Genomic DNA, 22,796 nt, shown 5'->3' with positions numbered 1-22,796 from the left:
TGGTTGTCACCGTTTTCTGGCCGCCTCCACCTGGCGCAGGTACGCGGCGATGGCGTCGCGGTTGCGGGCCAGGCACTCGATCCGCGCGTCCATCTTGTCGCGCTCCGCCTCCAGCAGCCCGACGAGCTCGTCACTGGCGTCGGTGACCGTGATGGTGCACGGGTTGTCGGTGCAGGGCAGCACCTCCCGGATCACCCGAGTCGGCAGCCCCGCGTCGAGCAGCCCGCGGATCTGCTCGACCCGGTCGACGAGCCGGTCGGCGTAGTCGCGGTATCCGTTGGCCAGCCGCACGGGCGTGAGCAGCCCCTGCTCCTCGTAGTACCGCAGCAGGCGGGTGGGGATACCGGTCCGGCGGGACAGCTCGCCTATGCGCATGCTCACTCCTGCACTTTGGTAGTGCACTTGACGTTCACATCAGTGTGAACCTTCGATGATCCTAGGCATGCCGTTGCTCCTGCTGTCCCTCGCCCAGTTCCTCCTGGCCCTGGACTACTCGATCGTCTATGTTGCGCTGCCCGGCATGGCCGCCGACCTGGGCCTGGACCTGGCGGCCGCGCAGTGGGTGGTGAGCGCCTACGCGGTGCCCTTCGCCGGTTTCCTGCTCGTCGGCGGCCGGCTCGCCGACCGGGTCGGCGCCGGCCGGCTGTTCGTCGCCGCGATGGTCATCTTCGGCGTGGCCAGCATCGGCGGGGGGCTCGCGTCGTCCGGCGGGGTGCTGCTCGGCGCCCGGTTCGCCCAGGGCCTCGCCGCCGCGCTGCTGCAACCGGCGATCCTGGGGCTGCTCGGCACGATGTTCCCGGCCCGGTCCCGGGCCCTGTCGGTGTGGGGTGCGGTCGGCGCGTCCGGCCTGGCCGCCGGCGTCGTCCTCGGCGGCGTGCTGACCCGCGTGTCGTGGCGCTGGACGTTCTTCGTCAACGTGCCCGTGACGCTGCTGTGCCTGGCCGGCGGCCTCGTCTGGCTGCGGTCCGCGGCCGCGGGCGGCACCCGCGTCCCGCTGCCCGGCGCGCTGCTCGGCACCGGCGCCGCCCTCGGCGCGGTCCTCGGCCTCACCCTCGCCGGCACGGCCGGCTGGACCGCCCCGGCCACCCTCGCCACCCTCGCCGCCTCCGCCCTGCTGACCGCCGGGTTCGTCGCGCACGAACGCGCCGGTCGCGCACCGCTGGTGGAGCCGTCGCTGCGGCGCATCCGGAGCCTGCGGGTGGGCGTTGCGGCGACGGCGCTGTACATGGCCAGCGTCGGCTCCGAGTTCTACGTGGTGACCCTGCTGCTGCAGACGTCGCGCGGCTACGCCCCGCTGCGGGCCGGGCTGGCCTTCCTGCCACTCGCCGCGCTCGTCACCGTGGGCAGCGCGGTCACCGGCCGGGCGGTGCGCCGCTTCGGCACCCCCGCGGTCCTCTCGGGCGGCTTCGCCCTGGCGGCGCTCGGACTCGGCTGGCTCGCGGTGTTCGGCGGCGGGCCCTATGCCGCCGGCCTGCTGCCGGGGCTCCTGCTGAGCGGCTTCGCGCACGGGATGATCTACACGGCGATGTTCCTGCTCGGCGGCCGGGACGTGCCGGCGGCGCAGCAGTCCTCGGCGGGGGCGGTGCTGACGACGTCGCAGTACCTGGCGGGGGCGGTCACGGTTGCCGTGCTGACGCTGGTGCTCGGGGGTGGCGGGTCGTTCGGGGCGGCGTTCGGGGTGACGGCTTGTGCGGCGTTGGCCGGCTCGCTGCTGGTCGGTATCGGGGTTCCAGCGGTCCGCCGGGAACCTGTGGCGGCTTCCCGCTGAGGTTCGCGGTCCTTTGTCGTCCAGACCTTCAAATATTCGCCCAGAAGTTGCGGGGACTTGAAGGTCATGTCGACCAGAAACGCGAACCGCAACCACGCCCCCCGGGGGCAGGCCAAACCCACCCCCGAGGGACACGACGTCAGGCCGAGTATTCCTTCTTGTCGCCGGCCCACTGCGTGTGGAACGTGCCGTCGCGGTCCGTCCGGCGGTACGTGTGCGCACCGAAGTTGTCCCGCAGCCCCTGGATCAGCGCCGCCGGCAGGCGCTCGGCGCGCAGACCGTCGAAGTACGCAAGCGACGACGAGAACGCCGGCGTCGGGATGCCCGCCTCCGCGGCCGCCACGACCACGCGGCGCCAGGACGGGACGCCGGAGTTGACGGCGTCGGCGAAGTACGGCGCGACCATGAGGCTCTTCAGCCCCGGGTTCTCGTCGTACGCCTCACGGATGCGGTTGAGGAACCGGGCCCGGATGATGCAGCCGCCGCGCCAGATGGTGGAGACGGCGCCACGGTCGATGTCCCAGCCGTACTCCAGGCTGCCGGCCTCGATGTGGTCGAAGCCCTGGGCGTACGCGACGATCTTCGAGGCGTAGAGCGCGAGCCGCACGTCCTCGATGAACTGGTCGCGGTCGGCCACGGACAGCCCGCCCGAGGTGGACGGGAAGGCGACCCGGGCGGCCGCACGCTGGTCGGCGTGGCCGGACAGGGAGCGGGCGAAGGTCGCCTCGGCGATGCCGGTGATGGGCACGCCCAGGTCGAGGGCGCTCTGCACGGTCCAGCGGCCGGTGCCCTTCTGCTCGGCCTGGTCCAGGACGATGTCCACGAACGCCTTGCCGGTGTCGGCGTCGACGTGGCCGAGGACGTCGGCGGTGATCTCGATGAGGAAGGACTCGAGGTCGCCGGTGTTCCAGGTGCGGAAGATGTCGGCGATCTCCGCCGGGGTGGCGCCGATGCCGGCCCGGAGCAGGTCGTACGCCTCGGCGATGAGCTGCATGTCGGCGTACTCGATGCCGTTGTGGACCATCTTCACGAAGTGGCCGGCGCCGTCGGGGCCGATGTGCACGCAGCAGGGCGTGCCGTCGACGACGGCGGCGATCTTCTCGAACATCGGGCCGAGGGTCTGGTACGACTCGGGCGAGCCGCCGGGCATGATCGACGGGCCGAGCAGGGCGCCCTCCTCGCCGCCGGAGACGCCGGTGCCGACGAAGTGCAGGTTCTGCGCCCGCAGGGCCTGCTCGCGGCGGCGGGTGTCGGCGAAGTGGGCGTTGCCGGCGTCGACGATCATGTCGCCGGGCTCCAGCAGGGGGACCAGTTCGTCGATGACGGCGTCGGTGGGGCCGCCGGCCTTCACCATGATGATGACGGCGCGGGGACGGGCCAGGGACGCGACGAAGTCGGCCATCGACTCGCTCGGCACGAAGGTGCCCTCGTGCCCGAACTCGTCCACGAGGCGTCGGGTGCGCTCGTAGGAGCGGTTGTGCACGGCGACGGCGTAACCGTTGCGGGCCAGGTTGCGGGCCAGGTTACGTCCCATCACCGCGAGACCGGTAACGCCGATCTGAGCAAGGTCGGACATCTGAACCTCTCCAGTCAAAATCTCGCCTCGACCGGCGATCACTACCCCGGGATCACGGTTCGAAGCGCGCGTCGGACCAGGCTACCCGCCTGCTGTCACGCCCCGGCACGGCACGGGCGAGGGTTCCCAGGATCCGCGGGCCGAACACTTCGGTTCAATCGGGCTAATCTGGTCGTAACCCGCGGAGCGGGCGAAACGTTGAGCCAAGGTGCACACCGACTCGCCACCGACCACCCGCGTGCTGTACCTCGCCGGGTGGGGGCGCAGCGGCAGCACCCTCGCCGAGGGGATGCTCGACCAGGTGCCGGGCCTCGTCGGCGTCGGTGAGATCAAGTTCCTGTGGGAGCGCGGGCTGCTGCAGAACCGGCGGTGCAGCTGCGGCACGCCGCTGCGCTCGTGCGAGTTCTGGGTCGAGGTGCTGCACGAGGCGTACGGGCGCATCCCGGACGACGACGAGCTGCGCGAGCTCGACGAGGCGTCCCGCCGGTTCCGCACCCGGCACCTGCCGGGGCTGCTGCTGCGCCCGGCCGGCCACACCAGCAGGGCCGAGCTGCGCTGGTATCACGAGGCGCTGTCGCAGCTGTACCGGGCGGTGGCGAAGGTCAGCGGCGCCGACGTCGTCGTCGACTCCTCGAAGTTCCCGTCCTACCTGACCGCACTTCTGCAGGCGCCGGGGCTGGACGTGAAGGTGGCGCACATCGTGCGGGATCCGCGGGCCGTCGCGTACTCGTGGCAGCGGCACAAGGAGGACCCGGACGCCCCGAACGGCGAGCTGATGCCCCGCATGCATCCCGGTTGCACGGCGCTGTACTGGTCGGCATGGAACCTCGCGACGGAGCGGATCGCGCACCGGGCGGGGCTGCCGTACCTGCGGTTCCGCTACGAGGACCTGATCGCCGAGCCGGACGCGACCCTGCGCGCGGTGACCCGGCTCAGCGGCGTGCCGGCCACCGCCGTGCGGGTCGGCGAGCGGGGTGAACTGTTCGTGCGCCGGACGCATCAGGTGTCGGGCAACCCGGTCCGGTTCCGTTCCGGGGCGGTGCCGTTGCGCCTGGACGACGAGTGGACCACGGGCATGGCACCCCGCCACCGGCAACTGACCGCCGCTGTGACGTTCCCGCTGCGGCGTCGGTACGGCTACCGCGACTCCTAAGCTGCACCCTTCCGCCGCCGATCAGGACCGTGGGGACCGGTTCGCTCGGCGTGGAGGTGGCGCGGTGTGGCGCTGGCTGGTGGTCACCGTCACCGCCCTGGCCGTGCTCGCCGGCGGCGGGACCGTGGCATGGCGGCACTACACGGGCACCATCGACCAGATGGACCTGCTCGGCGAGGCGGCCCGGGACAGCCCGCCGCGGGAGATCACCATCGAGACGGCGCCGCGGCTGCCGGGTGGCCCGATCGTCTCCCAGCCGGCCGCCGACGCCGGTGCCGCCGACGCCCAGCCGGGGCGCAACATCCTGCTCGTCGGGATCGACGCCCGGCCCGGCGAGGACGAGGCCGGCGCGCGGGCCGACTCGATCATCGTGGTGCACGTGTCCGCCGGCGGGGACCGGGCCTGGCTGGTGTCGCTGCCGCGGGACACGAAGGTGGAGATCCCGGGGTACGGCACCGACAAGCTCAACGCCGCGTTCTCGGCCGGCTCGAAACAGGGCGGGCGGGCCGGCGGGTTCGCGCTGCTCGCCACGACCGTGCGGCGGCTCACCGGCCTCGCGTTCGACGCCGGCGCGATCATCGACTTCACCGGGCTGCGGCGCATCGTCGACGCGGTCGGCGGGGTCGACCTGTGCGTGGACGTGGAGACCGTGTCCGTGCACATCGGGTGGGACGCGAAGGGCCGGCAGACCCCGCCGTTCCGGCTCATCCCGCCGACGTTCCGGCCGGAGCGCATCGCCGGGGTCCGGCCGCAGGTGTACCCGGTCGGCTGCCGGCACTTCGCCGGCTGGGAGGCCCTGGACTACGTGCGGCAGCGGGAGCTGCTGCCCGACGGCGACTACGGCCGGCAGCGCCACCAGCAGCAGCTGATCACCGCGCTCGCCGCGCGGATCACCTCGGCCGGCGTGCTCGGCAACCCCCTGGCGCTGAACCGGACGCTGACCGCGGTCGGCGAGTCGCTCACGTTCGACGGCAACGGGCGGTCCGTGACCGACTGGGTGCTGCTGCTGCGCGGGTTGCGGCCGGACGCGGTGACGATGCTGCGGACCAACGGCGGGAAGTTCAACGCGGCGGTCCGCAACGGCACGGCCTTCGAGCAGCTCGACCCGACGACCTCGACCTGTTCTCGTTCGCGCGCTCCGATCGTCTGGACGCGTTCGCCGAGGAGCACCCGGACTGGATCATCGCACCCTAAGGTTTGAGTGGGAGCGCAGCGACCATGGGGGGTGTGGGGAGGCGCAGCCCCCCACGGAACCGCCGGCGAAGCCGACGGAGCCAGGAACAGCTTGAGTGGGAGCGCAGCGACCATGGGGGGTGTGGGGAGGCGCAGCCCCCCACGGAACCGCCGGCGAAGCTCCGGAGCTAGGAACAGCCTGCAACTTTCCTGCAAACGCAGAGCATTGACTCCGTTCGGTCCCGAGTGGGACTTTGGCGCTAGGAATGCGCTTTCCTCGCCTCTTTTGGAGTCTGCATGCGCAAGACCACCGTCGTGGCCGCCGCTCTCGCCGGCGCGGCCCTGCTCGCCGGCGCGGCCGTCAGCGCCTCCGCGGCCGGCACGCCCCCGGCCGCCCTTGCATTGGCCCGCCAGACGCTGCCCGCCGGTGACGGCTGGGCGTCGGACACCACCGGCACCACCGGCGGGTCCGCCGCCGACGCCGGGCACGTCTTCACCGTCCGCACCCGCGACGAACTGGCCGCCGCGGTCGCCGGCGACACCCCGAAGATCGTCTTCGTGTCCGGCGGGATCGACGCCAACGCCGGATACAGCTGCGCCGACTACGCCGACCCCGCGTACAGCCTGGACGCGTTCCTCGCCGCCTACGACCCCGCCGTCTGGGGCCGCGCCACGAAGCCCACCGGTCCCCTCGAGGACGCCCGGGTGCGGTCGGCGAAGAACCAGGGCCTGCGGGTCAACATCAAGGTCGGCGGCAACACCACGATCGTCGGCCTCGGCGGCTCGAAGATCACCGGCGCCAACCTGCTCATCGACAAGGTCGACAACGTCATCCTGCGCAACCTGCGCCTCGAGGACGCCCACGACTGCTTCCCCGCCTGGGACCCGACCGACGGCGCGCTGGGCAACTGGAACTCCCTCTACGACACCGTGACCGTCACCGGCGCCACCCACGTCTGGGCCGACCACAACAACTTCAGCGACGGCAACAACACCGACGACACCCAGCCGCAGTACTTCGGCCGCCCCTACCAGGTGCACGACGGCGCCCTGGACGTCATCCGCGCCGCGGACCTCGTCACGATCTCGTGGAACAATTTCTTCGACCACGACAAGACGATGCTCATCGGCTCGTCCAACACCGTCGGCGCCGACGTCGGCAAGCTGCGGGTCACCATCCACCACAACCGGTTCGCCAACGTCGGCCAGCGCGTGCCGCGGGTCCGCTTCGGCCAGGTCGACGTGTACTCCAACTACTTCTACGCGACCGACGAGGACAGCTACAGCTACTCGTGGGGCGTCGGCGTCTACGCCTCGGTCCACGCCGAGAACAACTTCCTGTTGCGCAGCGCCGACCTTCCGCTCGATGCCGTCGTGTACGACTGGCGCGGCACCGCGCCGGGCGCCATCACCGAGCTCGGCACGGCCACCCGGATCGGCACCGGCCCGGTGTCATCGGTGAACCTGGTCGCGGAGTACAACGCCACCCACGAGCCGGACCTGCCGGCCACGACCTGGGTCCCCACCCTGCGCGCCGCCGCACCCGACCCGGCCACCGCGGTCCCGGCCCTGGTCACCGCCAAGGCGGGCGCCGGCAAGCTGGGATTCTAAGGCAGGTGCACGACACCGTGACCGTCGTCGGTCGGAAGGTCGCCGGCGGTCACGGCGCGCACCTCCAGGAACGTGAGGTCCGCCGCGCCGGTCAGGACGCTGGCGAACGCGGTCTCCGCGGCGTCGGCGCCGGTCGCGATGCGGATCAGGCTCTGCCGCGGCGCGAGACCGGTCGCGTCGACGACCCGCCATTCGCCGTCGACGGCGACCTCGACGACGGCGTGGAAGTCCATCGGTGACAGGCCCGGCGCGTAGACCGCGGCGGCGCGCGCCGGGATGTTGACGGACCTGGCGAGGGTCGCCACCAGGTGGGCGAAGTCGCGGCAGACCCCGGCGCCGGACAGCAGCGTCTCCGTCGCGTCCGTCGTGCCGGTCGACGTGCCGGCCTCGTAGCGGGTGTGCCGGTGCACGTAGTCGACGATCCCGGCGACGGTGTCGGCGTGCGACGGCGCGAACCGCTGGAACTCCCGCGCGGCGAACCCGGCCAGCCGGTCGGACGGGCAGTAGCGGCTGGGCCGGGTCGCGGCGATGCGCTGGCCCAGGTCCAGCCGCTCCGGCGCGCCGCGGCGCACGGTGACCGCGGCGGTGTAGTCGACCCGCAGCAGGCCCGGCCCGGCGATCAGGTAGTGCCCGCCCGCGACCGGCCTGACCTCGATGGGGACGCCGTCGAGCCGGACGTCGAACGTCTCGTCGACCGTCACGCCGGGGCGTGGGCAGACGGCGATCATCAGCTGTACCTCAGCGGTCTCCTGCACCTGGAACTCCAGGGTGCTGCCGACGTGCGCGTCTACCATGCACCGTTCATACCCACCCGGGCCCCCGCGCGCATCACGTGGGGCACGCGACTCACGACACATGTGTTCTGCAACGTTCGACGTAGAACTCGGCGCCGAACCGTGCGCATGATGGCGGCTCCATCAATGTCGATGCGGCGGGACGGTCCCATCCTCCAAGACCGAACCGTCCCGCTGCTCCCCGTGAGGAGCGCTTCTATCATGTCCTATGACACGCTGACCCGGTCTGTCGTTTTCGTGGTGACCCTGGCGGTCCTGCTCGTCGGGCACTCCCTCGGTGATCACGTGGCGCAGACGGACCGGCAGGCCACCCACAAGGCCACCCCCGGCCGGGCCGGCTGGCGTGCCCTCGCCGGGCACCTCCTGACCTACCACCTGACGATCACCGTGGCGCTGCTGCTGACCTGCGCGGTGCTGCGGCTGCCGCTGTCCGTGGCCGGGGTCACCGCCGGGGTGGCGTTCTCCGCGGTGACGCACGGGCTGCTGGACCGCCGCTGGCCGGTGCGGGCGGTGCTGCGGGCGACCGGATCCCCGCAGTTCGCCGACACGACCAGCCCGGTCTGCGGCATGTACGTCGCCGACCAGGCCCTGCACCAGGCGTCGCTGCTGGTCTCGGCGCTGCTCATCGCCGGCCTGTAACGGCGTGCAACACTCCGGCGGGGCCGCGCGTGATACCGGCATGCCAGCCCCACCGGACGATTTCGCGGAGCTGTACCGGACCCGGTTCGCCAGGGTCGCGGTGCAGCTCTACGCCTACCTCGGCGACCACGCCGAGGCGCAGGACCTGACGCAGGAGGCGTTCTGCCGCGCCCTGGAACGGTGGCCGGCGGTGTCGCGGTACGCCGACCCGGCCGCGTGGGTGCGGCACGTGGCGTGGAACCTCGCCACCAGCCGGCTGCGCCGGTTGCGCAGCGCGACGCGGTTCCTGCAGCGCCAGCGGATCCCGGACCCGGTGCAGGGCCCGACCCCGGACCGCGTCGTGCTGCTCGACGCCCTGGCGAAGCTGCCGCCGGCGCAGCGGCGCGCGCTGGTCCTGCGTCACCTCGGGCAGTTGACCGCGGTCGAGATCGCCGAGCAGGAGGGCGTCGCCGAGGGCACCGTGCGCTCGTGGCTGAGCCGTGGCCGGGCGGCGCTCGCCGCCGAACTGGACCGGGAGGTGTGGCATGCGTGAATCGCGGGTCGAGGAGGAGTTCGCCCGGTTCGCCGAGAGCGCGGCCGGCACGTTCCGGCCGCTGCCGCTGCACGCGTTGCCACGGCGACCGCGGCGCCGGCGACTGCGGGTGTGGCTGGTCGGGGCGGTGGTGGCGGTCCTCACCGTCTCCGGCGGCGCTGCGCTGCGCACCGCCGGGCGGCACGACGCGACGCCGGTCCCGACCCCGGCGCCCACGCCTTCGCCCACGCCGGCCGGGTTCTCGTTCGTCGAGCGGCCGGTGGTGCTCGCCGGCGCGAGCGGCCCGCACCACGTCCGCTTCGCCGACCAGCAGCACGGCTGGGTGTTCTACCGCAACTGCACCGCCGCCGGCAGCTGCGACCCGCGGCTGGGCCGCACCGCCGACGGGGGCCGGACCTGGCAGGCGCGGCCGCTGCCGGACATGCGCGACCCCGATGGCACGACCCCGGAGTGGGGCCTGGTCGCGTCCGACTTCGAGCGGATCACGCTGTACAGCTTCTCGAAGATCTACTGGACCACCGCCGACGCGGGCGCCACCTGGACCCGCGAGGACGTCGCGGGGTACGCGGCCAGGAACCCGGCCCCGGAGCTGGCCCCGGCGGCGACGGACCGGTTCACCACGGCCGGCGGCCGGCTGATGGTGGACGGGGTCGGGGACGTCGGGGTCGCGCCGGTCCGGGCGGGCACCCGCATCCGGGATGTGGTCCGGACCCCGACCCGGTCCCTGTGGGCGCTGCTGGAGCGGGAGCAGGTCAGCGGCCGGGCCCTGCTCGTGTACTCCGCCGACGGCACGAGCTGGCAGGACGTGCGGGAGGAGCCGGGCTGGACGTACCTGTTGCCGTCGGCGGACCGCGGCGACATCTGGTACACGGGATTCCTGGACGGCCACCTGGCGCTGCTGTCGGCCGGCAAGGTGATCGCCCAGGCCGCGCCACCGCCCCTGGGACTGCCGCACGGGATCGTCCCGGTCGGTGGCGGCCGGTTGCTGGTCCTCACGCGCGACGGGCTGCTGGTCTGGTCCGCCGGGGGCGTCGAACCGCTCGCGGTGCCGGCGCCCGTCCAGTCCTGGATCGGGCGGCTCGCCGACGGGTCGGTGCTCATCTACGACCCGCGACACAAGGACGGTCCGGTGACGGTGGGGACGGTCGGCGGCGGCTGGGTCCGGTACACCTGAGACCCGGAGCACAATTGAACATGTTCAAGAACGGGTCTACCGTGGGTCGTAGTTGAACACGTTCAAGAAGGGCGCCGGTCATGGACCTCAAGCTCGGCACGTATCTGATCTACCTGGCGGTGAGCATCGTCCTCACCGTCTGGGTGGCGCGGACGCTGCTCAAGAACGGGCAGGTGTTCCTCGACGACGCGTTCGCCGACGAACGCCTCGCCAAGTCCGTCAACCATCTCCTCGTCGTCGGCTTCTACCTGCTCAACCTCGGCTATGTCGCGGTGGCACTGAAGATCGGCCAGGCGCTGCCGGACGGCAGCTCGGCGATGGAGGCCCTCGCCTGGAAGCTCGGCCTGGTGCTGCTCGTCCTCGGCGGGGTGCACTTCTTCAACCTGTTCGTGCTGAGCCGGTTCCGCCGGCGGCGGCTGCTCGACCAGCTGCCGCCGCCGGTGCCGCCCGCGCGGATGATCCCCGCCGGCTACCCGCCGTATCCGATGCCGCCGATGCCGCCGCGGCCCGCACCGCACGGGTACCCGAAGCCGGCGCCGCCCGCCCCCGCCCAGCCCGACGGCGAACCCCAGCCGCCGCAGTGATCACCCGGCTCACCGTGCTCTACGACGCGGGCTGCGGGCTGTGCCGCACGGCACGGACGTGGCTCGCGTCGCGGGCCCAGCTCGTCCCGCTGGAGTTCGTGCCGGCGGGTTCGGACGAGGCGCGCCGCCGGTATCCGGCGCTCGATCCGGCCGAGACCCTCGCGGACATCACCGTGGTCGCCGACGACGGCGGCGTCTACACCGGTGACGGCGCCTGGATCATCTGCCTGTGGGCGCTGGACGGCTATCGGGGGCTGGCGGCGCGCCTGTCCCGCCCGGAGCTGCGCCCGACGGCGCGGCGGATGGTCGCGGCGGCGGCGGCCGTGCGCCGCGCCGGGTTGTCCGCCGGGCCGGTCACGGCTGAGCCGGGATCTGGGCCGGGATCTGAGCAGGGATATGGTTCGGACTGTGGTGGAACCTGCGACGTCTGAGACCACGGCCGGCGAGTCGACTGCGAAAGGCGAGCAGACCCGGCGGCTGATCGTGGACACCGCGGTCCGGCTGTTCGGCGAGCAGGGCTACGACAAGACCACGATGCGGGCGATCGCCGCGGCCGCCGGGGTGTCCGTCGGCAACGCCTACTACTACTTCCCGTCCAAGGGTCACCTGGTCCAGGCGTTCTACACGACCGTGCAGGACGCCCACGCCGACGCCTGCCAGCAGGCGCTCGCGTCCCCGGGGACGTTCGTGGACCGGCTGCGCGCCGCGATGCTCACCGGGGTCGACGTGATGGCGCCCTACCACGGCTTCGCCGGGTCGTTCTTCAAGACGGCCGCCGAGCCGGGCTCGCCGCTGAGCCCGTTCAGCGCCGACTCGGCACCGGCCCGGGAGCGCTCGGTGCGGATGTTCCGCTCCGTGGTGGACGGCGCCACCACGAAGATCGACCCCGAGCTGCGGGCCGAGCTGCCGGAGCTGCTGTGGCTCGCGCAGATGGGCGTGACGCTGTACTGGGTGCACGACACCTCACCCGGTCAGGCGAAAACCCGCCTGCTGGTCGAGCGGGCCGTGCCACTCATCGACCGCCTGGCCGGAATGTCCCGTTTCAGGGTATTCAAGCCCGTCATGCGGGAGATCCTCAGCCTGTACCGGCTGCTGCGCTGAGATCGCAGGTGTGGACCGTCACCCGGCCGGGTATTTCCACAGCTCGTGACCAGGAACCGTTCGCCCAGTTCGAACGGGTGTTCGTAATGGATCGGTAATCGTTTGTTCACTGTGAACATTCGCCGACCGCCAGATCCTCGGGTAGCGTCGGCTCGCATGGCGACCTTGCGCATCGACCGCACGGCCGTCGACCCCGATGCGGTGATCTCTGGAATCGAGCAGGCCGAGGGCTACATTGCATCGATCTGCTTCAAAACCGGTCCACCGGAAACGGTCGGCGTCGAGCTTGAGTACACCGTCCACGCCAGTGTCGATCCAACGACATATATCGATCCCGATCGAATGTGTCAGGCGCTCGGCGACCACGCACCGCCCACCCTGCGCACCGGCTCGGCGAACCTGCCGCTGCGGCGCGGGTCGGCCGTCACCCTCGAGCCGGGTGGCCAGGTGGAGTTATCCACCGTCCCGCAGCGGTCCCTGACGGACCTGCACGACGCCGTCGGCGCGGACCTCGCGGAGCTCACCGAGCGGCTCGGCCGGGTCGGCCTGGAGCTCGGCGGCACCGGCATCGACCCGCACCGGTCACCGCGGCGGATGCTCTCCACCCCCCGCTACGACGCGATGGCGTCCGCGTTCGCGCGGCGCAACGGCGCCGGCCGCACCATGATGTGCAGCACCGCCGGCCTGCAGGTCTGCCTCGACGCGGGCCCGCCGTCGCGCTGGGCGGCCCTGCACGACCTCGGACCGCCGCTGATCGCCCTGTTCGCCAACTCGCGGCAGCACGCCGGGCACGACACCGGCTGGGCGTCGGCCCGCATGCGCACCTGGCTGGCGATGGACCCGTCCCGGACCCGGCAGGTCCCGCTCGGCGACGACCCGGCGCTGGAGTGGGCCCGCTACGCACTGGACGCGCAACTGCTGTGCGTCCGCCGCGACGACGGCCCGTGGACCGCACCGGCCGGCGTCACGTTCGCCGACTGGATCGACGGGGTCCTGGCCGATCCGCCCACCTACGCGGATCTGGACTACCACCTGAGCACGCTGTTCCCGCCGGTGCGGCCCCGCGGCTACCTCGAGGTGCGCTACCTCGACACGCTGCGCGGCCCGGACTGGTTCGCGCCGGCGGCGGTCCTCACCGCGCTGGTCGCCGACGAGCCGACCATCGACCGGGTGCGTGAGCTGTGCGCGCCGGTCGCCGGTCAGTGGGCCCTCGCGGCCCGCCTCGGCATGGCCGATCCCGCCCTCGCCAAGGCCGCGACCGCGGTCCGTGATCTGGCCCTGGACCGGCTCGACCTGCCCGCCGCACTGCTGCAGGACGTCATCGAAGGGAGCACCCGCAATGGGTATTAGGGAGCAGGTAGCGACCGAACTGGAGCGGACCCGGCGCCGCTCCGCAGTCCTCACCGACGCCGTCGACGACGCCGACCTCGTCCGGCAGCACTCACCGCTGATGTCGCCCCTGGTGTGGGACCTGGCGCACATCGGCAACCAGGAGGAGCTGTGGCTCGTCCGGGACGTCGGCGGCCGCGAACCGGTCCGGCAGGACATCGACCATCTCTACGACGCGTTCCAGCACGCCCGCCGGGACCGGCCGCAGCTGCCGTTGCTCAACCCGGCGGAGGCCCGCGCCTACGTGGCGACCGTCCGGGACAAGGTCCTCGACGTCGTCGACCGCCTGCCCGCCGCGCCGGATCCTTCCCGCCGGCTCGTCCAGGACGGGTTCGCGTTCGGGATGATCGTGCAGCACGAGCAGCAGCACGACGAGACGATGCTGGCCACCCACCAGCTGCGGGCCGGGCTGCCGGTCCTGTCCGCGGACCCGCCGCCGGCGTCGCTGACCCCGGTCGGCGGTGAGGTGCTCATCCCCGCCGGCCCGTTCGACATGGGCACGTCGACCGAGGCGTGGGCCCTGGACAACGAGCGCCCGGCGCACCGGGTCGACGTGCCCGCGTACTCCATCGACGCCGCCCCCGTCACCAACGCCCAGTACGCGGCGTTCATCGACGCCGGCGGCTACGACGACGAGCGCTTCTGGACCCCGGCGGGCTGGCAGCACCGCGTCTCCGCCGGCCTCGAGGCGCCACTGCACTGGACCCGTGACGGCGGCGAGTGGCACGCCACCACCTTCGGCCGCACCGCGCCGATCGTGCCCGACGCGCCGGTCGTGCACGTCTGCTTCCACGAGGCGAAGGCCTACGCCACCTGGGCCGGCCGGCGCCTGCCCACCGAGGCCGAGTGGGAGAAAGCGGCCCGGCACGACCCGGCGACGGGCCGTTCCCGCCGGTACCCCTGGGGCGACGACGATCCCACGTCGCGGCACGCCAACCTCGGCCAGCGGCATCTGACCCCGGCACCCGTCGGCGCCTACCCGGCCGGGGCCTCCCCGCTCGGCGTCCACCAGCTCATCGGTGACGTCTGGGAATGGATCGACAGCGACTTCCTGCCCTACCCCGGGTTCAGCGCGTTCCCCTACCGGGAGTACTCCGAGGTGTTCTTCGGCGGCGACTACAAGATGCTGCGCGGCGGGTCGTTCGGCACCGACCGGGCCGCGTGCCGGGGCACGTTCCGCAACTGGGACCACCCGATCCGCCGGCAGATCTTCAGCGGCTTCCGCACCGCCCGCTCGGTGTCGCCGTCGGAGCTCGCCTAGTGTGCCGTCACCTGGCGTACCTGGGGCCGCCGGTCCCGCTGTCGCGGCTGCTGTTCGACGCACCGCACGGCCTGGCCCACCAGTCGTGGGCACCTCGCGACATGCGGGGCGGCGGCACCATCAACGCCGACGGCTTCGGGCTGGGCTGGTTCCCGGTTCCGGTGGTGTACCGGTCCGCGCGTCCACTGTGGAGCGACCCGTCGCTGCCGTTGCTGGCGGCGGCGACGTCCTCGGGTGCGGTCCTGGCCGCGGTGCGCTCCGCCACCGTCGGCATGCCCGTCACCGAGTCCGCCGCGGCGCCGTTCCACGACGGCCCGTGGCTGTTCTCCCACAACGGCCGCGTCGACGGGTGGCCCGACAGCGTGGCCGGGGTCGCCGCCGAGCTGCCGGTCCGCGACCTGATCACCCTGGACGCGCCGACGGACAGCGCGCTGCTGTGGGCGCTCGTGCGGGCGCGGCTGCGCACCGGAGCCTCCCTCGCCGACGCGTTGTCCTCGGTCGTGTCCCTGGTGGCCGCCGCTGCCCCCGGGTCCCGGCTCAACCTGCTGCTCACCGACGGCCATTCGATCGCCGCCACCGTGCACGGCCACGCGCTGTCCGTGCTGTCCACCGCCGACAGCGTGCTGGTCGCGTCCGAACCGATCGACGACGACCCCGGCTGGCGACCCGTCCCTGAACGTTCGCTGCTCGTCGCGGACCCGTCCGCGGTGCACATCTCGGAAGGTGTTTTCTCGTGACACTGTCGGATCCCGACCTCGACGTGTTCCTGCTCGACACCGATCTCACCGCCGCGCTGGAGCTGGATGCCCGCGCCGGACTCACCGCCACCCCGAAGACCCTGCCGCCGAAGTACTTCTACGACGCCCGCGGCAGCGAACTGTTCGAGGAGATCACCCGCCTGCCCGAGTACTACCCGACCCGCGCCGAACGGGAGATCCTGGTTTCACAGGCCGCGGTCATCGCCCGGATCACCGGCGCGAAGACCCTCGTCGAGCTCGGCTCCGGCTCCTCGGAGAAGACCCGGCTGCTGCTCGACGCCCTCCGCGACGCCGGCACCCTCGGCTCCTTCGCCCCGCTCGACGTGTCCGCCTCCGCGCTGCGCGACGCCGTCGCCACGCTGCGGGTGGAGTACCCGGACCTGCACGTGCGCGGCATCGTCGCCGACTTCGTCAACCACCTGGAGGCCCTGCCCGACAACGGCGACCGGCTCGTCGCGTTCCTCGGCGGCACCATCGGCAACTTCACCCCGTCGGAACGGGCGCCCTTCCTCGCCGCGCTGCGCGACCGCCTCTCCACCGGCGAATGGTTCCTGCTCGGCGCCGACCTGGTGAAGTCGCCGTCGGTGCTGGTCCCCGCATACGACGACGCCGCCGGCGTCACGGCCGAGTTCAACCGCAACGTCCTGCACGTGCTCAACCGCACCCTCGACGCCGACTTCGACGTCTCCGCCTTCGAGCACGTCGCCGTCTGGGACCCGGCCAACGAATGGATCGAGATGCGGCTGCGGGCCCGCACCGCGCAACGGGTCCGGGTCGGCGACCTGGACCTGACGGTCGACTTCGCCGCCGGCGAGGAACTGCGCACCGAGGTCTCGGCCAAGTTCCGCCAGGACGGGCTGACCGCGGAACTGGCGGCGGCCGGCTTCGGGCTGCGCCACTGGTGGACCGACCAGGCGGGCCGGTTCGCGCTGGCACTGGCGGTCGCGGCGTAGATTTTCGGGGTTTCTTGTTTTTCGGGGTTCCTTGCCTTTTCGGGGTTCTTGCTTTTCGGGTGCGGCGTCAGGGGCGCGTCAGCGTCGTTTCAGCCTGCCGCCGCACCCTGTTCCACATGACCCGGACCGTCTTCGTCGGCACGCCGGCGTTCCTCGCCAGGATCGACGGCGTGACCCGCTGCGCGTTCTGGACCAGCGAACCGGTCGAACACGACTTCGACCCGGCCAGACTGATCAGCGTGGACCTCGCCCGTGCCCCGGCCGCCGCCGCAGCCAACGAGATCAGCTGGACGGACGTCGACGTCGATGACTGCTTCAGCGGCCCCGGCGGCGACACCGGCGGCTCGACCCTCGGCCCGGCGTGGCCTGAACTGCACCTCACCGGCGCCGTGTACCTGGCCACGGCGTTCATCGACCGCCTGCCGCCGTCACTCCGCCCGGCCGTCCTTGCCGGCTCTGACGACTCCGGCGGCTCTGCCGGCTCCGGCGGCTCCGGCGGCTCTGCCGGCTCCGGCGGCTCCGGCGGCTCTGCCGGCTCCGGCGGCTCTGCGGGCTCCGGCGGCTCTGACGACTCCGGCGGCTCTGCCGGCTCTGCTGGCTCCGGCGGCTTCGCCGGCGCACTGTACGAACGGCAGTCTGTCGTCTACTGGCCCGGCACCGATGACCCTCGGGCCGGAAACCGGTACGCCGGCCACTGCGCCGAGATCCTCGACCAGCGGGGATCCCTCGCCCGGGTGGCGGTGTACCCGCCGGGCCGCTCCACCGACCCTGCGGCATCACCGGTCACGATGTGGCTCGACCTCGCCTCACCGGAGCATTGCGACGCGGGCCCGGAAAGCCTCACCACGGTCGGCGGGGACGTCACCCGGGGAGCCCTGTTCCTGATCGCCGGCCATGTCCCTTCGTATTCGTAGCACTCGTAAAGGGGTTCCACATGTCACTGCACCGTTCGCTGCACACGACCGTTCCCGTCGGCGCGATCACCCCGAAACTCCCGCCGTGGGCCGGCCCGGGCCGCATCGCCGGCTCCCTCACCACCTCGGCCCGCTCAGGTTCGCTGGGCGTCATCAAGTACCCGGTTGCGCTGGGCGATTGACGACCCCCTCCCTGAACGTCGCATCCCCCGACTGCGCCGGCTCGTTCTTCGCCGGCCGGATCCCACGGTGCGTGACGTTGCACCACGCGGCCTCGCTCAGCGACCTGCGTGCCGTCCTGACCACCGCCGCCTGGCCGCCGGGCCCCGTGTACCTGGACCTGATCGGCCACTCGACCCGCGGGCACCGTCTGCTGCGGCTCGGCCGCACCCCGATCGACATGCTCGACCGCAACGTGGCCCGCTTCTTCGCCGGCCTCGCCACCGACGGGATCCTGGACCGCCACGACGTGGTGGCGGTCCGGCTCCTCGGCTGCCAGACCGCGGTCACGGACCCGGCCCGCCGCACCCTGCGGATGCTGTCCCGGACGCTGGGCCTGCCCACGTACGGCACCCTCGTCCCCCTCCTGAAGAGCCACTCCGACGCGGCGGGACTGTCACCCCGCTTCGCCCACGTGCTGGCTCCCGGCTGACCTGTCCCCACTGCCTGTTCCCTCTCGTTGAAGGAGTCCTCGATGCACCCGTTCCGCTCGCTGCGCCCGGCCACCCAGGTCGCCGCACTCATCGTCCCCGCCGTTCCCGCCGCCCCCGCCGCCCCCGCCGTTCCCGCCGCCCCCGCCGTTCCCGCCGGGCTGCTTCGTCCCGCCGGGCTGCTTCGTCCCACCGGGCTGCTTCCTGCCGCCCCACGGACCGGCGCCGGCGCCCCGCTCCCACCGACCGGCCTGGCCGGCACCACGGGCGTCGGCACCACGGGCGTCGGCACCATGGGCGTCGGCACCACGGGCGTCGTCGCGTGCCCGATCAAGTGGCCCGACGCGCTGGGCGACTGATGGTCACGTCGCGCCACCCACGCCGGCACGGCGCTCACCGCCGGCCATGGTGCCTCCGCGCCAGGCTGCACCGCACCTGGCGCGCCCGGGCCTGGCTCCGCAGAACCTGACCCCGCGCACCCACCACGTCCCGGATGTCTTCCTGGTCCCTGCGACTTGCTGACGCCCCATTGCATCCGGTGCCGCCGCCGCGACCACGGAACTGCCGTGGCGCCCCGCACCTATCAGTCGTTTCCGTGATCACGACCGAGCGGCCGGCGGCGATGCGAGGACCTCGGCGGATTCCACCTCTCACGGTTGGCGATCAGCTGTCTGCCACCACCACGGGTGGGGCGGTGTAGACCATCCGGATCTCGGTGGTGCGATACCCGGCCCGGCTGAACGCCGCGGCCATCGGTGCGTTGGCCGCGTCCGTGGTTGCGGTGATCACCTGCGCCCCGTCGGCGGCGTGGAACCGGGTGATCTCGGCGAGGATCTCGTCGACATGGCCGCGCCCCCGCATCTCGGGCACCACGCCGAGGTAGCCCACGTTGCGGTGGTACGGCGTCGCCGACGGCACCACGAGACCCACGAGCTCCCCGTCCGGTGTCGTCGCGATCCGCCACCACGACCGCTCCCCCGGACACCCGAGATAGAAGTCCATCTCGGCCCGGGCGGTCGCTTCGACACCGTCCAATGCCACGTTCCGCCGCGTCTGCGCGTCGAGGCTGCCCTGCGCGACCCGGCGGAACACCTCGAGAAACTCCTCGTCGGCCGCCTCCTCGAACACCAGACGCCCGCCCACGTCGGACTCCCCCACGACACCGGCCGCCACCATCGAACCCGCCGAGTCCCCCGACGTCTCGGCATCAGACGACGCGACCGGGTCCGGCATCCCGGCCAAGCCAGGCGTCCCCACTGAGCCAGGCGTCCCCACTGAGCCAGGCATCCCCACTGAGCCAGGCATCCCCACTGAGCCAGGCATCCCCACTGAGCCAGGCATCCCCACTGAGCCAGGCATCCCCACTGAGCCAGGCATCCCCGCCGAGCCAGGCATCCCCGCCGAGCCAGGCATCCCCGCCGAGCCAGGCATCCCCGCCGAGCCAGGCATCCCCGCCGAGCCAGGCATCCCCGCCGAGCCAGGCATCCCCGCCGAGCCAGGCATCCCGACTGAGCCAGGCGTCCACTCGAACCGCAGGCGCTCCACCTCGTCGGTCAGCCCGACGGCGTGCGCCGCTGCCCGCCGCCATCCGATCGCGGCAACCGTCGCGGGGTCGTCCCGCCAGCCCGCGGTCAACGACACGTTGTACTGCGGGGGCACCGGCGCGCCGAACGCCGACATGCCCGCCGCGAGCAGTTCGGTCGCGAGTGCCACCCGGTCCGGCACGGACGGGTCGACGCTGAGGCAGTCGAGTGCGAGCGGATGCATGCCGTCGGACAGGCCCCACCACAGGGCACGGGCGACGATCCGGCCGTCGTGCTCGGCGATCCAGGTCCACTCCGGGCGGTACATCCGCTCGGCGTAGTCGGCCCGGAAGCGCTCGGCACCGATCCAGCCGATCGGCTCATCGACGTCGACCGCTGCGACCCGGTCGATGTCGTCGTGTGTCGTGGCACGGATCACGCTGCCTCCACTCGCTCGTACGTCACGATCGAAACGCCCGTGTCGAACGTACGCGTGTCGGCCCGGCGGAACGGTGTCGGCCGGAACGGGCCGGCGAACAGCGGCACCCCGGCGCCGATGACCATCGGGTTGACCTTGAGGACGAGCTCGTCGATCTCGTCGACCAGTTGCGCGGCGAGTTGTCCGCCGCCGCACAGCCAGATGTCGAGGCCGTCGCGCCGCTTGAGGTCATGGACGAACGCGGCGGGGTCGGTGTCCCCGCCCACGAACGTGACGCCTGGGTCGAGGTCGGCGAGCGTCCTGGAGAACACGAACTGCTCCATATGTCGATACGGACTGGTGATGCCCACGGCCATCGCCGGCTCATAGGTGCCACGGCCCATCACGACCGTGTCGAACCGCCGGTTGGCGACGCCTTCCAGGCCCAGCGGGCCCCGCAGGTGCGTGGGCATGGTCTCCGGCCAGTCGGCGAGCACGGCCGCCGCCGAGTCACCGTCGAAGCCGAAGAAGTCGGCCTGCGCGTCAGGTCCGGCGATGAAACCGTCCAGCGTGACGGCCACGAGGTAGATCAGCTTTCGCATGGCTTTGCCACTCATTTCATTTGAGGTACTGTGAATGGAGTGGTTTGAACGTAGTACTGTGATTGCAGTGGTGTCAACCGGGCCGCCCACGAAGGAGTGCCATGCGTCAGAACCCCGCCAGGCGGACCGCACTGCTCGACGCCGCGATCGAGGTCCTTGCCGACGAGGGATCACGGGGCCTGACGCTGCGCGCGGTGGACCAGCAGGCCGGCGTGCCGACCGGCACGACGTCCAACTACTTCAGCAACCGCGCCGACCTGCTCGAGCAGCTCATGCGCCGGGTGCGCGAACGGCTCACACCCGACCCGGCGGCACTGGCTGAAACAATGAGGGCGACACCGTCCCGCGACCTCGTGAAGACGCTCATGCACCAGCTGGTCGACCGGACCCGCAGGGAGCGCAGCAGCCATCTGGCCCTGCTGGAGTTACGGCTGGAGGCGACCCGGCGGCCCGAGCTCGACCCCAGTCTGACCAGGTTCTTCACCTCGGACCTGGACGCGAACGTGGCATTCCACCTCGACGCCGGCCTGCCCGGCGACCGCAGCTCGGTGCTGCTGCTCTACCTGGGCATGCTCGGGCTGATCGTCGACGACCTCACCGTGCCGGAGGTGCTGCGGCCGCACGGGGTGGACGCCCTCGTCGACAGCCTGGTCGACCGGGTGTTCCCGCCGGTAGAAAGTGGCGGCAAAGAGGTGGTCGACCAGGGCTGACACGACCAGGGAGACGGCGCGAGGTCAGCCGGCCGCCCCGGACGCGCGGTGACGGGCACGGACCGCCGACGGCTGCAGCGGGGAAGGATCGGTCACTGGGGCAAGGGGCATCCGCACCGGGGGCGCGACAGCAGGCGCAGGCGTCATAGGTGTGACGTTTTGCCGCGGTACGCCACCACGCTCCCCCTCGCCCGGACCCCGCGACCACGACGAGTCGGGCGGCCACGTCAGGCTCGGTTGCCATGTGGGGCCTTCAGCGGGCGCCTGAGCTTGCGTATGGGTCGAGACGTGACCGTGCGACGAAGCCTGAGCATGCGACGGGACCTGGGCGCGCGACGGGACCTGGGCATGCGGCGAGACCTGGGCATGCGCAGGGAACTCCGCGTGCGCTGGGAATTCCGCCCTGGTCGTCATCTCCGCGTGGGTCGAGGGCTGCGACGTAGGCATCGAGTGCGGCGCGTGGTGCGACGGTGAGGACTGGAGGTGGCTCGCGGGGTACTGCGCGTGCACGGTGACGTAGCCATCCGGCGCGGGGCGAGGCGAGGGGACGTTGTGCAGGGGCTGTGGTGCGAACCTCGGCGGTGTCGGGAACGCGGGCGGCGGGGCGATCGCATTGCCGTGGAACCGCGCCTGCGTGGTGCCCGTCGGCACCGCGTGCGTCGCCGCGGAGACGGAGTCGGCGAACGGCGGCACCGCGTGAGAGGGCGCAGGGACCGACTCGGCGAACGCCGGAACTGCATGCGTCGACGCCAGGACCGAGTCGGCGAACGGCGACGCCGCGTGAGACGACACCGCATGAGACGGCACTGGGACCGAGTCGGCGAACGGCGACGGCAGGTGGGACGACGCCGCATGAGACGGCACCGGGACCGAGTCGGCGAACGGCGACGGCAGGTGGGACGACGCCGCATGAGACGACGCCGCGTGAGACGGCACCGGGACCGCGCTGTCGAACTGCGGCACCGCGTGAGATGACGCCGGGATCGCGTTGGCGAACGGCGGCACCGCGTGGGACGGCGCCGGGACGGCGTCGGTGAATGCTGGGACCGGGGGGAACGACGGTCGCTCGGTGTACGTCCTGGTCGCCGGGTGCGGGCGGAGCGGCGGGATGTGCAGCGAGTTGTGCCGTGCGCGGTAGTAGCGGTACGTGCCGACGATCGCGGTCACCGTCAAGATCAGCGGCAGCACCAGCATGCCCAGGCCGATGAGGATGAAGCCGCCGAAGAAGAAGACCTTGGTTGCCCAGCCGGCCAGGCCCAGGCCGACGGCGATGGTCAAGAGGCGGAACTTTGCCACGTGACCGGGCAGGAGCCCGGCGCCGGCGGTGATGAGGCCGACGATCACGTACAGGGCCAGGAACAGGATTCCCGCTGTGCCGTCGAGGTGGACAACGTTCTGGTGCACAAATTCCTCCGAGCCGTACAAACCCGCCGTCCTCTCACGGTAGGTGACCGGGCGCAGGCTGGTTGTCAGCAGTTCAGCCGGGGCAAATCCCCACGGGGGCGACAAGGTT

The 22,796-nt window shown here is 72.1% G+C and carries 25 protein-coding genes; 19 read left to right on the top strand and 6 right to left on the bottom strand.

The window, feature by feature from the left end; all coding sequences use genetic code 11:
* Positions 1 to 6: 6 nt before the first annotated feature.
* On the bottom strand, positions 7 to 375 hold the full coding sequence (locus ACFPIJ_RS60370) for a MerR family transcriptional regulator (protein ID WP_203844729.1): 369 nt from the start codon (positions 373 to 375) through the stop codon (positions 7 to 9).
* A gap of 67 nt (positions 376 to 442) precedes the next feature.
* On the opposite strand from ACFPIJ_RS60370, the gene ACFPIJ_RS60365 reads away from it, so the two are divergent.
* On the top strand, positions 443 to 1,768 hold the full coding sequence (locus tag ACFPIJ_RS60365) for an MFS transporter (RefSeq protein ID WP_380128596.1): 1,326 nt from the start codon (positions 443 to 445) through the stop codon (positions 1,766 to 1,768).
* 139 nt (positions 1,769 to 1,907) lie between these two features.
* Here the strand turns inward: ACFPIJ_RS60365 and gndA are convergent, their stop codons facing one another.
* Positions 1,908 to 3,344, bottom strand: coding sequence for an NADP-dependent phosphogluconate dehydrogenase (gene gndA, locus ACFPIJ_RS60360; protein WP_380128595.1), 1,437 nt, complete (start codon positions 3,342 to 3,344; stop codon positions 1,908 to 1,910).
* A 208-nt stretch (positions 3,345 to 3,552) separates the two neighbouring features.
* Between gndA and ACFPIJ_RS60355 the strand changes: the two genes are divergently transcribed.
* The 3 genes from ACFPIJ_RS60355 (at position 3,553) to ACFPIJ_RS60345 (ending at position 7,281) form a co-directional block, all read left to right on the top strand.
* Positions 3,553 to 4,497 (top strand): sulfotransferase, encoded by a 945-nt coding sequence (locus tag ACFPIJ_RS60355; RefSeq protein WP_380128594.1) that lies wholly within the window; start codon positions 3,553 to 3,555, stop codon positions 4,495 to 4,497.
* Between the two features lie 64 nt (positions 4,498 to 4,561).
* A complete protein-coding gene (locus tag ACFPIJ_RS60350; protein WP_380128593.1) occupies positions 4,562 to 5,698 on the top strand; it encodes an LCP family protein in 1,137 nt (378 codons plus the stop codon).
* Positions 5,699 to 5,967: 269 nt separating this feature from the next.
* The gene (locus tag ACFPIJ_RS60345) at positions 5,968 to 7,281 is read left to right on the top strand and encodes a pectate lyase family protein (protein ID WP_380128592.1); all 1,314 of its coding nucleotides are present in this window, start codon (positions 5,968 to 5,970) and stop codon (positions 7,279 to 7,281) included.
* On the opposite strand, the gene ACFPIJ_RS60340 is transcribed toward ACFPIJ_RS60345, so the two are convergent.
* Complete coding sequence (locus ACFPIJ_RS60340) at positions 7,278 to 8,075, bottom strand: transglutaminase-like domain-containing protein (RefSeq protein WP_380128591.1); 798 nt, start codon at positions 8,073 to 8,075, stop codon at positions 7,278 to 7,280. The genes ACFPIJ_RS60345 and ACFPIJ_RS60340 overlap by 4 nt on opposite strands.
* Positions 8,076 to 8,276: 201 nt before the next feature.
* Between ACFPIJ_RS60340 and ACFPIJ_RS60335 the strand changes: the two genes are divergently transcribed.
* The 14 genes from ACFPIJ_RS60335 (at position 8,277) to ACFPIJ_RS60270 (ending at position 18,389) form a co-directional block, all read left to right on the top strand.
* Positions 8,277 to 8,714: a DUF3307 domain-containing protein gene (locus ACFPIJ_RS60335; RefSeq protein ID WP_380128590.1), complete on the top strand. Its 438-nt coding sequence runs from the start codon at positions 8,277 to 8,279 to the stop codon at positions 8,712 to 8,714.
* Positions 8,715 to 8,754: 40 nt separating this feature from the next.
* Complete coding sequence (locus tag ACFPIJ_RS60330; RefSeq protein ID WP_380128589.1) at positions 8,755 to 9,246, top strand: RNA polymerase sigma factor; 492 nt, start codon at positions 8,755 to 8,757, stop codon at positions 9,244 to 9,246.
* Positions 9,239 to 10,420: a hypothetical protein gene (locus ACFPIJ_RS60325; RefSeq protein WP_380128588.1), complete on the top strand. Its 1,182-nt coding sequence runs from the start codon at positions 9,239 to 9,241 to the stop codon at positions 10,418 to 10,420. Before ACFPIJ_RS60330 ends, ACFPIJ_RS60325 begins: the two co-directional genes overlap by 8 nt.
* An 80-nt stretch (positions 10,421 to 10,500) precedes the next feature.
* Positions 10,501 to 11,004 carry a hypothetical protein gene (locus ACFPIJ_RS60320; RefSeq protein ID WP_380128587.1) on the top strand — a complete coding sequence of 168 codons (504 nt, stop codon included), beginning with the start codon at positions 10,501 to 10,503 and terminating at the stop codon, positions 11,002 to 11,004.
* Positions 11,001 to 11,435 carry a thiol-disulfide oxidoreductase DCC family protein gene (locus tag ACFPIJ_RS60315; protein WP_380128586.1) on the top strand — a complete coding sequence of 145 codons (435 nt, stop codon included), beginning with the start codon at positions 11,001 to 11,003 and terminating at the stop codon, positions 11,433 to 11,435. The genes ACFPIJ_RS60320 and ACFPIJ_RS60315 overlap by 4 nt, the downstream gene beginning before the upstream one ends.
* Positions 11,413 to 12,105: a TetR/AcrR family transcriptional regulator gene (locus ACFPIJ_RS60310; RefSeq protein ID WP_380128585.1), complete on the top strand. Its 693-nt coding sequence runs from the start codon at positions 11,413 to 11,415 to the stop codon at positions 12,103 to 12,105. The genes ACFPIJ_RS60315 and ACFPIJ_RS60310 overlap by 23 nt, the downstream gene beginning before the upstream one ends.
* A gap of 156 nt (positions 12,106 to 12,261) precedes the next feature.
* Positions 12,262 to 13,455, top strand: a complete 1,194-nt coding sequence (locus ACFPIJ_RS60305) for a glutamate-cysteine ligase family protein (protein ID WP_380128584.1) — start codon at positions 12,262 to 12,264, stop codon at positions 13,453 to 13,455.
* Positions 13,445 to 14,755: an ergothioneine biosynthesis protein EgtB gene (egtB, locus tag ACFPIJ_RS60300; RefSeq protein ID WP_380128583.1), complete on the top strand. Its 1,311-nt coding sequence runs from the start codon at positions 13,445 to 13,447 to the stop codon at positions 14,753 to 14,755. Before ACFPIJ_RS60305 ends, egtB begins: the two co-directional genes overlap by 11 nt.
* On the top strand, positions 14,755 to 15,492 hold the full coding sequence (gene egtC, locus ACFPIJ_RS60295) for an ergothioneine biosynthesis protein EgtC (protein WP_380128582.1): 738 nt from the start codon (positions 14,755 to 14,757) through the stop codon (positions 15,490 to 15,492). Before egtB ends, egtC begins: the two co-directional genes overlap by 1 nt.
* Before the next feature lie 2 nt (positions 15,493 to 15,494).
* Positions 15,495 to 16,466, top strand: a complete 972-nt coding sequence (gene egtD, locus ACFPIJ_RS60290) for an L-histidine N(alpha)-methyltransferase (protein ID WP_380128985.1) — start codon at positions 15,495 to 15,497, stop codon at positions 16,464 to 16,466.
* Between the two features lie 116 nt (positions 16,467 to 16,582).
* A complete protein-coding gene (locus ACFPIJ_RS60285) occupies positions 16,583 to 17,380 on the top strand; it encodes a hypothetical protein (protein ID WP_380128581.1) in 798 nt (265 codons plus the stop codon).
* A 20-nt stretch (positions 17,381 to 17,400) separates the two neighbouring features.
* Complete coding sequence (locus ACFPIJ_RS60280; RefSeq protein ID WP_380128580.1) at positions 17,401 to 17,562, top strand: hypothetical protein; 162 nt, start codon at positions 17,401 to 17,403, stop codon at positions 17,560 to 17,562.
* Complete coding sequence (locus ACFPIJ_RS60275; protein WP_380128579.1) at positions 17,559 to 18,032, top strand: hypothetical protein; 474 nt, start codon at positions 17,559 to 17,561, stop codon at positions 18,030 to 18,032. The genes ACFPIJ_RS60280 and ACFPIJ_RS60275 overlap by 4 nt, the downstream gene beginning before the upstream one ends.
* A gap of 42 nt (positions 18,033 to 18,074) precedes the next feature.
* Positions 18,075 to 18,389, top strand: a complete 315-nt coding sequence (locus tag ACFPIJ_RS60270; protein WP_380128578.1) for a hypothetical protein — start codon at positions 18,075 to 18,077, stop codon at positions 18,387 to 18,389.
* A gap of 304 nt (positions 18,390 to 18,693) precedes the next feature.
* Here ACFPIJ_RS60270 and ACFPIJ_RS60265 read toward each other — a convergent pair whose 3' ends face one another.
* Together ACFPIJ_RS60265 and ACFPIJ_RS60260 are read right to left on the bottom strand one after the other, a co-directional pair.
* On the bottom strand, positions 18,694 to 19,992 hold the full coding sequence (locus ACFPIJ_RS60265) for a collagen-like triple helix repeat-containing protein (RefSeq protein ID WP_380128577.1): 1,299 nt from the start codon (positions 19,990 to 19,992) through the stop codon (positions 18,694 to 18,696).
* Entirely contained in the window at positions 19,989 to 20,573 is a 585-nt protein-coding gene (locus ACFPIJ_RS60260; protein WP_380128576.1) for a dihydrofolate reductase family protein, read from the bottom strand. The genes ACFPIJ_RS60265 and ACFPIJ_RS60260 overlap by 4 nt, the downstream gene beginning before the upstream one ends.
* 101 nt (positions 20,574 to 20,674) lie before the next feature.
* On the opposite strand from ACFPIJ_RS60260, the gene ACFPIJ_RS60255 reads away from it, so the two are divergent.
* The gene (locus ACFPIJ_RS60255) at positions 20,675 to 21,283 is read left to right on the top strand and encodes a TetR/AcrR family transcriptional regulator (protein ID WP_380128575.1); all 609 of its coding nucleotides are present in this window, start codon (positions 20,675 to 20,677) and stop codon (positions 21,281 to 21,283) included.
* A gap of 24 nt (positions 21,284 to 21,307) precedes the next feature.
* Here the strand turns inward: ACFPIJ_RS60255 and ACFPIJ_RS60250 are convergent, their stop codons facing one another.
* Positions 21,308 to 22,687: a hypothetical protein gene (locus ACFPIJ_RS60250; RefSeq protein ID WP_380128574.1), complete on the bottom strand. Its 1,380-nt coding sequence runs from the start codon at positions 22,685 to 22,687 to the stop codon at positions 21,308 to 21,310.
* Positions 22,688 to 22,796: the final 109 nt, after the last annotated feature.

This window comes from Dactylosporangium cerinum (genome assembly GCF_042653625.1).
GTDB lineage: Bacteria > Actinomycetota > Actinomycetes > Mycobacteriales > Micromonosporaceae > Dactylosporangium > Dactylosporangium cerinum.
The sequence above is the reverse complement of the archived record's forward strand: the minus strand, read 5'-3'. Positions and strand labels throughout refer to the sequence as shown.

Coding starts and splice junctions, on each gene's coding strand:
- ACFPIJ_RS60335 (WP_380128590.1), top strand. CDS start 8,277: ATGTCCTATGACACGCTGACCCGGTCTGTCGTTTTCGTGGTGACCCTG.
- ACFPIJ_RS60255 (WP_380128575.1), top strand. CDS start 20,675: ATGCGTCAGAACCCCGCCAGGCGGACCGCACTGCTCGACGCCGCGATC.
- ACFPIJ_RS60270 (WP_380128578.1), top strand. CDS start 18,075: ATGCACCCGTTCCGCTCGCTGCGCCCGGCCACCCAGGTCGCCGCACTC.
- gndA (WP_380128595.1), bottom strand. CDS start 3,344: ATGTCCGACCTTGCTCAGATCGGCGTTACCGGTCTCGCGGTGATGGGA.
- ACFPIJ_RS60330 (WP_380128589.1), top strand. CDS start 8,755: ATGCCAGCCCCACCGGACGATTTCGCGGAGCTGTACCGGACCCGGTTC.
- ACFPIJ_RS60260 (WP_380128576.1), bottom strand. CDS start 20,573: ATGCGAAAGCTGATCTACCTCGTGGCCGTCACGCTGGACGGTTTCATC.
- ACFPIJ_RS60325 (WP_380128588.1), top strand. CDS start 9,239: ATGCGTGAATCGCGGGTCGAGGAGGAGTTCGCCCGGTTCGCCGAGAGC.
- ACFPIJ_RS60285 (WP_380128581.1), top strand. CDS start 16,583: ATGACCCGGACCGTCTTCGTCGGCACGCCGGCGTTCCTCGCCAGGATC.
- egtB (WP_380128583.1), top strand. CDS start 13,445: ATGGGTATTAGGGAGCAGGTAGCGACCGAACTGGAGCGGACCCGGCGC.
- ACFPIJ_RS60320 (WP_380128587.1), top strand. CDS start 10,501: ATGGACCTCAAGCTCGGCACGTATCTGATCTACCTGGCGGTGAGCATC.
- ACFPIJ_RS60305 (WP_380128584.1), top strand. CDS start 12,262: ATGGCGACCTTGCGCATCGACCGCACGGCCGTCGACCCCGATGCGGTG.
- ACFPIJ_RS60345 (WP_380128592.1), top strand. CDS start 5,968: ATGCGCAAGACCACCGTCGTGGCCGCCGCTCTCGCCGGCGCGGCCCTG.
- ACFPIJ_RS60280 (WP_380128580.1), top strand. CDS start 17,401: ATGTCACTGCACCGTTCGCTGCACACGACCGTTCCCGTCGGCGCGATC.
- ACFPIJ_RS60370 (WP_203844729.1), bottom strand. CDS start 375: ATGCGCATAGGCGAGCTGTCCCGCCGGACCGGTATCCCCACCCGCCTG.
- ACFPIJ_RS60340 (WP_380128591.1), bottom strand. CDS start 8,075: ATGGTAGACGCGCACGTCGGCAGCACCCTGGAGTTCCAGGTGCAGGAG.
- ACFPIJ_RS60365 (WP_380128596.1), top strand. CDS start 443: ATGCCGTTGCTCCTGCTGTCCCTCGCCCAGTTCCTCCTGGCCCTGGAC.